This window comes from Kribbella sp. NPDC004875, assembly GCF_042873375.1.
GTDB lineage: Bacteria > Actinomycetota > Actinomycetes > Propionibacteriales > Kribbellaceae > Kribbella.
On record NZ_JBIALI010000002.1, the window covers coordinates 1,014,483 to 1,027,627 of the forward strand.

Below are 13,145 nucleotides of genomic sequence, written 5' to 3' on the forward strand. Positions count from 1 at the left end.
ACCACCCATGAACGAGCACATGTTTGACCATCGCAAGATCGGCCGCGAGCTCGGCCTGTTCGATTCCGACCCGTTGATCGGTGCCGGCCTGCCCTACTGGCTGCCCGCGGGTGCCGCGGTACGCCGGGCACTCGAGAGCTACATCGTCGAAGTGGAACGACGAGCCGGCTACCAGCAGGTGTACTCGCCGGTGCTCGCCAAACGCGAGCTGTACGAGATCTCGGGCCACTGGGCGAAGTACCACGACGACATGTATCCGCCGATGGACATGGGCGCCGAGCAGCTCGTACTCCGGCCGAGCATCTGCCCGCACCACGCGCTCATGTACCGCTCCCGCTCGCACAGCTACCGCGAGCTCCCACTGCGGATGTCCGAGCTCGGCGGCCAGTACCGCGCCGAACTGTCCGGCGCCATCGGCGGCCTGAGCCGTGTCCGCGCCATGCAACTCAACGACGCGCACATCTTCTGCCGCCTCGACCAGGTCGCCGACGAAGCAGCCGATGCCTTACGCCTGATCAACCAGGCGTACGCCGACATGGGCATCGCCGCCTCGCGCTACGTCCTCGCACTGCCCGCTGCCGATGCCGAGTTCAACAGCCCCGCCAGTAAGTACGTCGGGGACGCCGCGAGCTGGGCGCAAGCGGCCGACCTGCTGCGCAACGTGCTGAAGGACGCCGGCATCGACTACGAGGAGGCGCCCGGCGACGCGGCGTTCTACGGACCGAAGATCGACATTCAGATGGAGGATTCGGCGGGCCGCGAGTTCAGTCTGTCGACCGTCCAGATCGACTTCCACCAGCCGGCCGCGTTCGGTCTCGAGTACGTCGGTGCCGACGGCAACAAACATCGGCCGGTGATGGTGCACCGGGCGATCGTCGGGAGCATCGAGCGGGCGATGGCGCAGCTGATCGAGGTGCACGGCGGTGCGTTCCCTGCGTGGCTCGCGCCGGTGCAACTCGTCGTACTGCCGATCTCCGACGACGAGGAGCAGTTGGCCGCGCAGATCGCCCGGCGGGCGGTTGATCGCGGGCTGCGGGTCGAGATCGCGCACGCGGACGAGGGCGGACTCGGCGCGCGGATCCGGGAGAACCGGCTGGCGCCGTACCAGGCCGTCATCGGTGCTCGTGAGGCGGCGGGCGGCGAGCTCGCGGTGCGGGAGCGCGACGGCAGCCGATGGGGTGCGCCGATCAGCGAGGCGCTGGACCGGATCCGTGACGCTGCGGAGCCCCGGGCCATCGCAATCAGCCGGAGCGAGGACGCATGAGCGTGCACGCGGCGCCGGGGTGGCGATTGTGACGGCCTGGCGGTTCAGCTCTCCTGCAGCTGCCCGATCAGGTGCGTCACGTCGTGCGACTCGTCGTACAGCGCGAAGTCGAGCGTCTTGCCGATCTGTTGGTGACCGAACTGGACCCGCGACGGGAGCAGCAACGGCTTGCGGAAGTCCACGCGGACCGTGAACGAGTCCGGCAGTTCGCCGGCCCGCTGGAGGGACGCGAGCGCGGCGGCCTTGGCCCACATCCCGTGCGCGATCTGGCGCGGGAACCCGAACGCCTGGGCGGTCAGTTTCCACAGGTGGATCGGGTTCCGGTCGCCGGACGCGGCGGCGTACCGGCGGCCGAGGTTGCCGCGCAGGTCCCACCACGCGCTCGGGCTGAGCACCGGGTCGGGCAGCAAGTCGGCGTGCGCATCCGGCGTACCGGAGGAGCGGCTGAGCAGTGTGGTGAGATCGCTCCAGACCAGTTCGTGGTCGACGAACACCTCGCTGATGATGTCGAAGACAGTGCCCTTGGGGTGCGGGCGTTCCGGCGTACTGTGCACGCGGATCGACGGCTCGGCGTGGATCGGCAGCGGCTGCTTCTGCGTGATCGTGTTGGACAGATGCACGATCCCCATCGGCTTGTACGGGAACGAGGGGTCGGACATCAGGTCCAGGTGCAACGGGAACGCCAGCACATGCGGGTACGTCGCCGGCAGCGTCGGACCGGCCGCGAACCCGGTGACCTCCCGGTACGCCGTCAGGTGGTCCTGGTCGATCGCCGATCGCGGCAGTTCGAGCGTCAGCCCGTCCTCGTCCGGCTCGTAGTCGGCCCGGCGCAACGTGGCGCGAACGGTCCGCGCGTAGAGCGATCCGAGGCCGGGGGAGTCGTCGTACCGTCGGGTCGGCATGTCAGGCGCCCAGCATGCTCTGGCCGCAGACCCGGACCACGTTGCCGGTCACACCGGCCGACGCCGGATCCGCGAACCACGCGATCGTCTCGGCGACGTCGATCGGCAGACCGCCTTGCTGCAGGGAGTTGATCCGCCGCCCGACCTCGCGGATCGCGAACGGTACCTTCGCGGTCATCTCGGTCTCGATGAACCCGGGCGCGACCGCGTTGATCCGGATCTGCCGCTCGGTCAGCGTCGGCGCGAGCGCCTGGACCAGGCCGATCACGCCGGCCTTCGAGGTCGAGTAATTCGTCTGGCCGTTGTTCCCCGCGATCCCGGCGATCGACGACACGCCGATGATCGAGCCACCGTCCCTGAGCGCACCGGACTCCAGCAGGTACTCCGTGATGCGCTCGGGGGCCCGCAGGTTCACGTCGAGGACGGCGTCCCACGCGTCGGTCCGCATGTTCACCAGCCGACGGTCCCGCGTGATGCCGGCGTTGTGGACGACGATGTCGAGTCCGCCGTGCTGCTCCTGCGCGTGCGCGGCGATCCGCTGCGGGGCATCGACCGCGGTCACGTCGAGCAGCAGCTCGGTGCCGCCGATCTTCGTGATCACCTTGCGCAGCGCGTCCGCGTTCTGCGGTACGTCGACGCCGATGATCGTCGCACCGTCGCGAGCCAGCGTGTTCGCGATCGCCGCACCGATGCCACGGGCCGCGCCGGTCACCAGCGCCGTACGGCCGGCGAGCGGGCGGTTCGGGTCGTTGCTGACCAGGGGACCGGTGCCGATGCGGGCGACCTGACCGTCGACGTACGCCGACTTGGGGGAGAGGAAGAAGCGGAGCGTGGAGTCGAGTTGTTCGTGCGCGTCCGGTGCGACGTACACGAGGTTGACCGTGGCGCCGCGTTTCACCTCCTTGCCGAGTGAGCGGGTGAAGCCCTCGAGCGCGCGCTGGGCGACGTGCTGGCCGGTGGTGCTCGCGAGTTCCGGCGTACGGCCGACGACGATGACGCGACCGGCCGGGGCGAGCTGGCGGATGACGGGGGAGAAGAAGCGCTGCAGGCTGCTCAGATCGGCGGTCGAGGTCGCGCCGGTCGCGTCGAAGACCAGCGCCTTCGGGCGGATCTCGCTCGACGCGACGCCCTCGGCCGCCGTACTGAACGCGGCGCCGATGTCCCGGAGCAGCGCCTGGATCGCCTTGCCGGCGTCGGTCTCGCCGATCGCGCCGAAGACGACCGGCCCGTCGATCACCGGCGAGCCCTCGAACCAGCGGGGCAGCGGCGTCGGGTCCGGGAGACCGAGGTTCTTCACCAGGGTCTGCCCGAGCGGCGTCCGGGTGAAGGTCTGGTAGCGATCCGTCATCTCAGCTCCTACTTCTCGAGGATGGCGACGACACCCTGGCCGCCCGCGGCACAGATCGAGATCAGGCCCCGGCCGCCGCCGTTCTCGTCCAGTTGCTTGGCCAGCGCGGCGACGATCCGCCCACCGGTCGCCGCGAACGGGTGGCCCGCGGCCAGCGAGCTGCCGTTCACGTTCAGCTTGTCCCGATCGATCTCCCCGAGCGGCGCGTCGAGACCCAGTCGCTCCTTGCAGAAGATCGGGTCCTCCCACGCCTTCAGGGTGGACAGTACCTGGGACGCGAACGCTTCGTGGATCTCGTAGTAGTCGAAGTCCTGCAGTGTGAGACCGGCGCGGGCCAGCATCCGCGGTACGGCGTACGCGGGGGCCATCAGCAGACCCTCGGCACCCTTCACGTAGTCGACCGCGGCGGTCTGCGAGTGCGTCAGGTACGCGAGCGGGCGCAGACCGTGCTCGGCGGCCCACTCGTCGGTCGACAACAGCACTGTCGACGCACCGTCGGTGAGCGGCGTGGAGTTGCCCGCGGTCATCGTCGCGGTCTCGCCCTTGCCGAACACCGGCTTGAGCTTGGCGAGCTTCTCGATCGTGGTGTCCGGCCGCAGGTTCTGGTCCTTCTCGAGCCCGAGGTACGGCGTGATCAGGTCGTCCTGGAAACCCCGGTCGTACGCCTTCGCGAGGTTCACGTGGGACCGGTACGCGAGCTCGTCCTGCGCCTCCCGGGTGATACCCCACTCGAGGGCGGTCAGCGCCGCGTGCTCACCCATCGACTTGCGGGTCCGCGGCTCGGCGTTCCGCGGGATCTCCGGTACGACGTCCTTCGGGCGCACCCGCGCGAGGACCTTCAGCCGGTCCGGGTAGGTCTTCGCGCGGTTCAGGTCGAGCAGGATGTTGCGCAGCCGGTCGTTGACCGCGATCGGCGCGTCCGACGCGGTGTCGACGCCACCCGCGATCCCGGCGTCGATCTGCCCGAGGGCGATCTTGTTGCCGACCAGGATCGCCGCCTCCAGCCCGGTCCCACAGGCCTGCTGGATGTCGTACGCCGGGGTGGTGGGCGCGAGCTTCGAGCCCAGAACGACCTCGCGCACCATGTTCCAGTCGCGGGCGTGCTTGAGGACCGCTCCGGCGACCACCTCACCGACCTCCTGACCGCCGAGGCCGGTCCGGTCGACCAGACCGTTCAGCGCCGCGGTGAGCATGTCGGAGTTGGAGGCGTGCCGGTACGTCTTGTCCTGCCGGGCGAACGGGATCCGGTTTCCGGCGACCACGGCCACCTTGCGCGGTTCGGTCACGATGTCTCTCCTGCTCTGGTGTCCTGAGTCGGAAGTTCGACGGCGCTTTCGGCGCCCAGGCACGCACCTCGCGGCACGTGCCCAGCGCCCACGATGCTCCGCATCGAGGCCACTGACCACGCACCGCGATGCACGCACCTGACCACCGACATCACTCGCCGACCTTCCGACTCAGGACACCGGTGGAGCGGGTCTTCTTGTTTGTCAGTGCTTTCTGCCCCACCGCAGTGGCGAGGGTGGCAGTGATAGCGGTCGACCGGACGGTGCCGACATCGGCATGATGCACCACCGGGTGGCCCGGGCGGCTGCCCGACACGATCAACCCGACTCTTGCCATGTGCAACGATCCGAGAGTCTGGGTGTACAGGTGGTTGGCGAGATAGGCGGTGTCCACCTCGTCGAACACGCCGGCGCGCTGGCCCGCCTCGAGAACTTTGGCGATGCGATCCAGCGCTGCCGCCATCGCCGTACCGAGTTTGACCATCACCGGCTCGGTGATCTCGCCGAACAGCTCCTCGCCGCTCCTGCGCAGCAGACTCATCGCGCAGTCGGTGAACGCCGGGTAGGCGAGACAGAAGTCGACGAACGTCTCGCTCAGCGCCTTCAACCGGTTGAGCGGCGCGCGACGTGGGTTGTCGGCGGCCGCGAGTCGCTCGTCCAGCTCGCCGAGGTAGTCGACCAGGGTGAGCGCGAACAGCTCTTCCTTGCCGGCGAAATGCCGGTAGATCAGCGCCTTGTTGATCCCGACCCGCTTGGCGATATCGTCGATCTGGGCGTCGATCGTGCCGCGCTCGTCGAACAGTTCGCGGGTGGCCCGGATGATGTCCCGCTCCCGGTCGCGACGACGCTCCGCCGTGGTCCGGCGGCGTCCGATCGCGAGCAGCGCGGAGCTCATGCGTCGATCTTAGCCACAGTGGTGCCGCTTGGGTGCAAACGACGGTTACACTCGTCGGTAACATCGTACGTCACCGCTGGAGGATGTTGATGACCATGACCGATCCCAAGCCCGCGGTCTCCGCCGACGTGATGGCGTTGGCCGGCGAGCTCGGCGCCGAGCGGTCCCAGCCTGGCTGGAGCTCGTTCTCGCTCACGCTGAACGACGAGCAGCGGGAGATCCGCGACTGGGCCCACAGCTTCGCCGCCGACGTGATCCGTCCGGCCGCCGCGGAGTGGGACGAGCGCGAGGAGACCCCCTGGCCGGTCATCCAGGAGGCCGCCAAGATCGGCCTGTACGGTCTCGACGCGAACATCAACCTCTTCATCGACCCGACCGGGCTGCTGATGCCGCTCGTCCACGAGGAGCTCTTCTGGGGCGACGCGGGCATCGGCATGTCGCTGAAGGGCACCGGCCTCGCGTCGTCCGCGATCTTCTCGAACGGTACGCCGGAGCAGTGGAGCGAGTGGATGCCGCGCTGCTACGGCACGCCGGACGACGTACGCGTGGCCGCGTTCTGCTCGTCGGAGCCCGGCGCCGGGTCCGACGTCTCGGCGATCCGGACGCGGGCGGTTTACGACGACGCTTCGGACGAGTGGGTCATCAACGGGCAGAAGGCGTGGGCGACGAACGGCGGGATCGCGGACATCCACGTGGTCGTCGCGACGGTCGACCCTGCACTCGGTACGAAGGGGCAGGCCGCGTTCGTCGTACCGCGGACCGAGGTTCGTGGACTGGAGCAGGGTACGAAGCTGCGGAAGCACGGTCTGCGCGCGTCGCACACGGCGGACGTCTTCTTCGACAACGTGCGGATCCCGGCCGCGAACGTCCTCGGCGGCAAGGAGAAGCTCGACGAGCGCCTCGCCCGCGCCCGCGAGGCGGCATCAGGTGGAGCTCGGGCGCGCAACGCCTCGATGGCGACCTTCGAGATGACCCGGCACATCGTCGGCGCCCAGGCGATCGGCATCGCGCGAGCGGCGTACGAGGTCGCCCTCGACTACGCCAAGACCCGCGAACAGTTCGGCCGCCCGATCATCGACAACCAGGGCATCGCCTTCAAACTCGCCGACATGGCCATGGAAATCGACGCCGCCCGCCTCCTCGTCTGGCGCGCCGCCAACATGTCCGCCGCCCTGATGCGCGGCGAAACCCCCGACTACCGCAACGGCGAAGGCTCCATGGCCAAACTCAAAGCCGGCGAGGTAGCCGTCAAGGTCACCGAAGAAGCCATCCAGATCCTCGGCGGCAATGGCTACACCCGCGAGTACCCCGTAGAACGCATGCACCGAGACGCCAAGATCTACACCATCTTCGAAGGCACCTCAGAAATCCAGCGCCTGGTAATCGCCCGAGCGATCTCAGGCATGCGCATCAGGTAAACAGCCCCCGCGCGCTACGCAGGTGCTCCGGTCGCTCCGCTCCCTCCCGCACCTGCTACGCGCGCTACCCCACCCACCCCCGGCTCAGCGCCGGACATCCCTTGCCGGCTACCGCCGTCGGAGCTGCGGGCTTATCGCCCGCGCGTATCGCTCGCTCCGCTCGCTTGCGACCGCCACGTAGTACCGGCGAGCCCGGGGTGGGTGAAACCCCGGATGTATGTCCCCGACGCATCCGATGAACGTGTTGTGCCAGGGGCCTTCAGGCCGCAGCCGAGCGCAGCGCGAGCCGGGTGGCGCGGGTCAGCTCCGACCGGCCTCGCTCCTGTGTCCGACGCCCGCGACGATCCCGCATGCAGCAGACCCGACAGATCCCAGACCCGTCGGTCCAACTCCTTCGGCGCCACGCATTCGCCGACCGGAGTTGCGCCCAGAGCCGAGCGGCGTCACCATCATGATGAGCTGGATTTCTCCAGGTTTCGAGCAAGGAGGCCCTCGTGCGCGCACGATTCCTCGGCAAGGACCCGAACTCCCAGACAAGCAATTCGCCGACGCTCTTCGCGACCGACCGCACCGATCGGGTGACCTATATCGCGCAGGGCTGGAAGGTCACGGACCCGGAGGTGCTTGCGGATGTGAACGCAGTCGCTCCGGTCCCGGACCACGAGACCCTGATCGAGATCCCAGAAGACGTACTGAAGATGTATGCGCTCCGCTACCTCGAGGAGCAGGACCGCTGAGCAGCGAGCCGTCGCTCTGGGAGTTGCTCAACAGCTTCGAGCACACCGCGTTCCGGCTCGAGGTCCGAGACCGCTACAACGAGCCCGACGAGGCCGAACCGCTCGCGCAGTACCTGGCCGGTGACCGGGACGAACCGGCCTGGCTGGGCGAGTGGCTCGACCTGGTTCGGGGCGCGACTGTGAACGGACGCCGGTTTGCACGGGTTCGCGTCGTGACTGTCCCGCTGAATGGCTACAGCCGCTTCGGCGTGTGGTGCTCGCAGTTCACGACAGCCGCGGGTGAGGACATCCGCTACCTGCAACGGGATCGAGCCGACAGCGAGGGGGTACCCAAACACGACTACTGGTTGTTCGATTCGAGAACCGTCGTACGGATGAACTTCGACGACAACGACGGGTTCCTCGGCACCGAGTTGATCAGAGACCCAGCGCAGGTCGTGCAGCACAATTACTGGCGGGACGCCGCCTGGCACCGAGCATTACGACGGGACGACTTTGCCAGCCAATACATCGGACGCAGTTAGCGTCCACGAGGCGCGTACAGCCCTCGGCAGGCGACTCCGCCAGCTCCGCCAGTCAGCGGGAACGACCGGGCGGCAGTTCGCGGAGTCGCTGGGCTGGCCGCCCTCAAAGGTGTCCAAGATTGAGAACGGCCGGCAAACGCCCACGGATGACGACCTCCGTGCGTGGGTGCGAGCGACTGAGCACGAGGCCGAGCTCGATGCGCTGCTCGCTTCTCTGCACACGTTGGAGTTGCAGTACGCCGAATGGCGCCAGGTACTGCGCGCCGGTCACCGTCCTGCGCAGGAGCGGCTCCTCGAGTGGGAGCAGCGGACTCGGCTGTTCCGGATCTTCGAGGCGACCGTCGTACCCGGGCTGCTGCAGACCGCTGAGTACGCTCGAGTTCGATTCGATGAATCGGTGCGCCGGCTCAAGGGACCCAACGACGCGGACGAGGCGGTTGCGGCCCGTCTGCGCCGGCAGGAGATCCTCTACCGGCCAGGTAAGCAGTTCCACATCGTGATGCCCGAGGCCGCGCTCCAACTGCGCCTCGGCCCCGTAGACGTTCTCCTCGGCCAGCTCGACCGGCTGGCCTCCGCCACTCATCTGCCGAACGTCCGGCTCGGCATTGTCGCGGCGACGACCGAGTACACGATCTCACCGTGGCATGGGTTCTGGATGTACGACGACCGTCGCGTGGTGATCGAGACGTTCAGTGCCGCGCTCGACCTCCGCCAGCCACAGGAGATCGAACTGTACGGCGACGCGTTCGAGCAGCTCGCCGCAGTGGCCAGCTACGGCCACGCAGCGCGGCAGGTTATTGGCCGCGTCATGTCCGACCTTGCTGCCGATACAGATAGCGCGAGCACGTGATTTCGCCTCGGCCTGGCTATTTCGAGGACGCCGAGAAATTCGGAGAAATCCGCGCCCGCGGCGGTGTTCTCGCGACCTAGCGTTGTTGCGCCCAACAGATCCGAACGACGGGGGCGACATGAACGAGTGCTACGTGACGCCGGCAGACAGTCCCGGTCGCTTCGGTGTCGAGTGGACAGGGAGTCCGAGCAACGACCGTGGACGTGATACCGGCTGGCCGGACCAACTCCCCGCCGAACGCTGCGACGGCAAGAACCCAATGACCGGACGCCCCTGCATCCACGGCCACCACAAGGGCTACCACCGTGACCCCACCGGAGCCGAGTGGCTCGACGACTGAACCGAGCTCATTGTGAGCTGCAACCGGTCGCGCGCATCGCGGCGATCGGCGTAGGTGAAGTGTCCGATCCGGCGGTCCTGGGCATCAACGACGGCGTCCTGATTCTGCCCAGCCCTCTCCACCTTGCGTCGATCGCACCCGTTCGAACTTCACCGACCTCCGACCCAGCCACGTCGAAGTCTTGCTTTCGGAGGTTCCTAAGCAGGCGGGGCGGGTGTGCTGAGAGGGGTTCCCTCCTCACTGACCCCAGCACTCCGCGCCCGTCCCCTCCACCAGAGCCTCACTCGCTCCCGACGATCATGTCGAGGTTTTGAGCCGGTAAGTTCGCGCTGACACCCCTCGGTACGAACCCGACTGGTGCATTCGTCGGATCAGCCTGTGACGCCTCAGGACCACCTGCGGTACGGACTCCGAGCGGACAACAGGCGCGTCTGCGCCCGGCTCAGGGCCTCTCGCAGGGTCGCGTTCGCGTGCTGAAGTTCGGTCACCTGGCCCTGCAGACGATCGACTTCCGCGAGCAGCACCGACACGGTTTCGGCTTCGAATTCCTCGGCCGAGCGTACCCGCTTGCGACTGTGCCAGTTTCGGAGGCGGCACAGATCCGAGCAGAACCGCTGGCCAGATCTGGCCGCGATGTAGATGTCGGCGCAGTGCTCGCAGACGTGTTGGCGCGCGGTCAGATCTTGCCCGAACGGGTGCGGTAGGTCGTCCACAAATGCTCAACGTGCGGCTCGCGAAGGTGACGAAATACGCGTTGCAGTTCGCTGACACGCCTCGAATGCCAGAAGTGTGACGGTGGAGCTTGCTTCGTTTCCGCGCGTAGACCGCGCGTCGCCCCTGGAGCCGGCGCCGTATTGTCGAGCGCTCACCGACATTTTCCGTCTCGCACTGGACGGTTGTGCTGCGGGCGCTGGCCTTCGGGTTATCGGTCAGGGATGCTGATCCCATGGCCGTCGCCGATTTCGAAGAGAAGACCTACGAGACTGCCTACAACGCCGAGCTCGCGTATGGCATCGGAGGAAACCGGCTCGTCTTCTCTCCAGGGCAAGTCCTGGAGAAGCTGACTGGCTTCGATGCTGCTCATAGCCCCGGCAGTGCGCATCTAATCTGGCAGGTGCTTGGGCTCCCTCGTCCGCGGGGAGTGAGGCTCGTGCCTGAGCACTGGCCGAAAATGGCGCCGAAGGGCGATCAGCTTCCGACGTATCCGCTCAGCCTGATACTCCAGTTCAAGCGCGCGGAGTACCTGTACGGGGCGAGAGCTAAGCAATGGAACCTCTGGGGCGGTGCCTACTACCGCTTTCAACGCCAGCGATACCAGCATCAGGTTCTCCGAAAGCTCGACGTGGCTCTGGCGGGCAAAGCGGTCGTACGGTACGCCGCTCCGGCCTTTCACACGCTCCGGCAGCTCGAAGCGGCTCAGATGCAAGGTCGGGTCATCGCAAGATCGGGGCACGTATCACCTGAAGCGATGGGCAAGCATGCGGTTTGGACGTACCAGACGGCTGGAACGGTTGGTCGCGGAAATCCTAATGGGCCGGAAGTCATGTTCGAGTCTTTCGGTCAACTCCTTGAGGACTTCGTACAGACCCGCGATTCGCGTCCGGCAGCACTAGTCCAATACCAAGGTCTTTCCGCCCACCTGGCGGCTGTTGCAGATGCTTGTCGATCGCGCGCGCCGCGGGTCCGTCGAGCTGTTGCCGAATGGGCGGGGAACCTGAATCAGGCACGCCCGCCATTCGAATCCGTGCAACCATTGGTGGACTACTTCACAATTCAAGCAGTGATGTCGTGGTACCAAATGAGTTGGTGGGTCATTGACGGACTACCCGCCGCCCGTCAACAGCCCTGAAGGCGAGCCTCCGTGGACCCAACGTGACCTTCATTGCTGGACTGAGCGTGTGCCAAGGTGGCTGCGGCCTATGCCGGTTCGACGAGCTTCCGAGCGACGACGAGGTCCTCTCCCGGCCGAAGGATCGTGATCTTAGTGTTGGCCGTCAACTGTTGCCCGTGGAAGTGAATCCGCAACTGGCGCTTCAGGGAGGTTACGGTTCGACGGAGGTTTGCTCGCATCGGCGGCAGTACCCAGTCGCTTAGCTCGCCAAAGGTTATGCCCTCCGCACCGCGCCAATAGAGAAGCACTAGGACATGGTCGGACGCTTTGAGTTTTTTCAAGATCACGGGAAAGCCATCGAGCTCCTGAATCACTGGTACCGCCCGTGAAACGAGATCGACGATGATGGCCTGTGCGCGGTCTGCGGTCACCGAGTGGAACTGGCGGACGAGTTCGGCAAGCACCCAGTCCATGTTGTGGATTACGAGCGATGCGTCCTGCAAGTTGGGGTCGATGCCATCGGCTAGATGGGCAGTGTCGCGCTTGTTGCGAACGTCATAGATTAACCGCAGCGTTCGTGGGATATGTAGTCGCGTGCTCTCGTTCCCAGTGGCGTTCTGTAGGGTGATCAGCATCTTATCGACGGAGGGCAGCGTCTTTCCTATCGGAGTGAAAGCGCCGGTCGTCTGCCACTCCAGAATACGGAATGCAGCCTCGGTAAACCGACCGCCCTCGACAGCCTGAGGTCGAAGATCGTTGCGGTAGAACCGCTGCTTCGCCTCGGTGAAGGCGTCGAGTAGCTCCTTTGTAAGTGCGGGCGGTACGCCGGCTGCTGTGAAGCCCGCCTCGACGTCGGCGAGGCGAGTCATCCAGCGGTCTCCGCGGCGCGCGTCGCCAGTTTCGCGACAAGGCCGACGAAGCTCTGCTCACCAGCAGTTCGAACCCTCATGCGCGAGGTGCCGTTCGGGCCCGAAATGAATTGGAAGCCCGGCAGCTTGCTCGCGTAGGAAGAAAAGTTGTTGCCGTCCCAGCATCGCAGCGCAGTACACGCGGTGCTGATGACGTTGACGCGAACCTCGCTCTCGCCGAAGCCACACATGCGCGCCACTACGAGAAGCTGAGCCACCGTCAGCATGCGCTCCTTCGTGGTACCGCCCAACTCCGCGGCACGCATGTTGACGCGGGGGGCGCCGTTGCTGTCGAGCACGAACACGTGCGAGAGCTGTTCACGGTCAGCTCCCGTCTCTTCGGATAGCTTGTCGAGGAACTCGCTCTCCGTCATAGAGGGGAGGTTGGTGCTGGACTCGACTGGACTTGCCGAACCCCGATTGGACGTAGACGCGTCCTTACGCGCGGAATAGGGCCGTGCCTTCAGCTCGGCGGCCGGAGTGTTGCCATAGTTCTGCGCTTCGGCGACCACAGGCTGTTCGCCAGAGAGTCGACGTATCGCCTCCTGGAAAGCGAACAGTTGCACTGACTCGGGCAGCTTTGCCGCCTCGACCTGGGCCCAGGCCTTGGCTAGGAGCTCGCCAACCTCGTCCTCGTTGGGGGTTGTCACTTCCTCGGAATCCTCTCCGCGTTGTGAGTCGACTGCTTCGAAACTAAGAATGCGACACCTACCAACGACTGCAGCGGCCTGACGAGGCTGAGGTATTCCGTCGTCCGCCGTACGAAGGACCTCAGATGCCAGGCGTACGCTCCGGCCCGAGGTCGTCGCGCTTCTGAACGACTGAGAGAATACCGGGACGGT

General features: G+C 66.4%; 13 protein-coding genes. 6 read left to right on the plus strand and 7 right to left on the minus strand.

Annotation, left to right across the window (positions count from 1 at the left end; translation table 11 throughout):
• The first annotated feature begins 7 nt into the window (after positions 1–7).
• The gene (gene thrS / locus ACFYRH_RS15895; RefSeq protein ID WP_387774457.1) at positions 8–1,264 is read left to right on the plus strand and encodes a threonine--tRNA ligase; all 1,257 of its coding nucleotides are present in this window, start codon (positions 8–10) and stop codon (positions 1,262–1,264) included.
• A gap of 44 nt (positions 1,265–1,308) precedes the next feature.
• Here thrS and ACFYRH_RS15900 read toward each other — a convergent pair whose 3' ends face one another.
• From ACFYRH_RS15900 to ACFYRH_RS15915, 4 genes are all read right to left on the minus strand, one after another.
• Positions 1,309–2,166, minus strand: coding sequence for a MaoC family dehydratase (locus ACFYRH_RS15900; protein WP_387774460.1), 858 nt, complete (start codon positions 2,164–2,166; stop codon positions 1,309–1,311).
• 1 nt (position 2,167) lies between these two features.
• Positions 2,168–3,514 (minus strand): 3-oxoacyl-ACP reductase, encoded by a 1,347-nt coding sequence (locus ACFYRH_RS15905; RefSeq protein WP_387774463.1) that lies wholly within the window; start codon positions 3,512–3,514, stop codon positions 2,168–2,170.
• Between the two features lie 8 nt (positions 3,515–3,522).
• Entirely contained in the window at positions 3,523–4,800 is a 1,278-nt protein-coding gene (locus tag ACFYRH_RS15910; protein WP_387774466.1) for an acetyl-CoA C-acetyltransferase, read from the minus strand.
• 151 nt (positions 4,801–4,951) lie between these two features.
• Positions 4,952–5,695 (minus strand): TetR/AcrR family transcriptional regulator, encoded by a 744-nt coding sequence (locus tag ACFYRH_RS15915; RefSeq protein WP_387774469.1) that lies wholly within the window; start codon positions 5,693–5,695, stop codon positions 4,952–4,954.
• Between the two features lie 95 nt (positions 5,696–5,790).
• Between ACFYRH_RS15915 and ACFYRH_RS15920 the strand changes: the two genes are divergently transcribed.
• The 4 genes from ACFYRH_RS15920 to ACFYRH_RS15935 all read left to right on the plus strand — a co-directional run bounded on the left by ACFYRH_RS15920 (position 5,791) and on the right by ACFYRH_RS15935 (position 9,224).
• Entirely contained in the window at positions 5,791–7,113 is a 1,323-nt protein-coding gene (locus ACFYRH_RS15920; protein ID WP_387774472.1) for an acyl-CoA dehydrogenase family protein, read from the plus strand.
• A gap of 494 nt (positions 7,114–7,607) precedes the next feature.
• A complete protein-coding gene (locus tag ACFYRH_RS15925; RefSeq protein WP_387774475.1) occupies positions 7,608–7,850 on the plus strand; it encodes a hypothetical protein in 243 nt (80 codons plus the stop codon).
• 23 nt (positions 7,851–7,873) lie between these two features.
• A complete protein-coding gene (locus ACFYRH_RS15930) occupies positions 7,874–8,374 on the plus strand; it encodes a DUF6879 family protein (RefSeq protein ID WP_387774478.1) in 501 nt (166 codons plus the stop codon).
• Complete coding sequence (locus ACFYRH_RS15935; RefSeq protein WP_387774481.1) at positions 8,346–9,224, plus strand: helix-turn-helix domain-containing protein; 879 nt, start codon at positions 8,346–8,348, stop codon at positions 9,222–9,224. Before ACFYRH_RS15930 ends, ACFYRH_RS15935 begins: the two co-directional genes overlap by 29 nt.
• 726 nt (positions 9,225–9,950) lie before the next feature.
• Here the strand turns inward: ACFYRH_RS15935 and ACFYRH_RS15940 are convergent.
• Positions 9,951–10,277: a hypothetical protein gene (locus tag ACFYRH_RS15940; RefSeq protein ID WP_387774484.1), complete on the minus strand. Its 327-nt coding sequence runs from the start codon at positions 10,275–10,277 to the stop codon at positions 9,951–9,953.
• Positions 10,278–10,510: 233 nt separating this feature from the next.
• Between ACFYRH_RS15940 and ACFYRH_RS15945 the strand changes: the two genes are divergently transcribed.
• Positions 10,511–11,413, plus strand: a complete 903-nt coding sequence (locus ACFYRH_RS15945; protein ID WP_387774487.1) for a hypothetical protein — start codon at positions 10,511–10,513, stop codon at positions 11,411–11,413.
• 68 nt (positions 11,414–11,481) lie between these two features.
• Here ACFYRH_RS15945 and ACFYRH_RS15950 read toward each other — a convergent pair whose 3' ends face one another.
• Complete coding sequence (locus ACFYRH_RS15950; RefSeq protein ID WP_387774490.1) at positions 11,482–12,264, minus strand: hypothetical protein; 783 nt, start codon at positions 12,262–12,264, stop codon at positions 11,482–11,484.
• Entirely contained in the window at positions 12,261–12,953 is a 693-nt protein-coding gene (locus ACFYRH_RS15955) for a hypothetical protein (protein ID WP_387774493.1), read from the minus strand. The genes ACFYRH_RS15950 and ACFYRH_RS15955 overlap by 4 nt, the downstream gene beginning before the upstream one ends.
• Positions 12,954–13,145 lie beyond the last annotated feature (192 nt).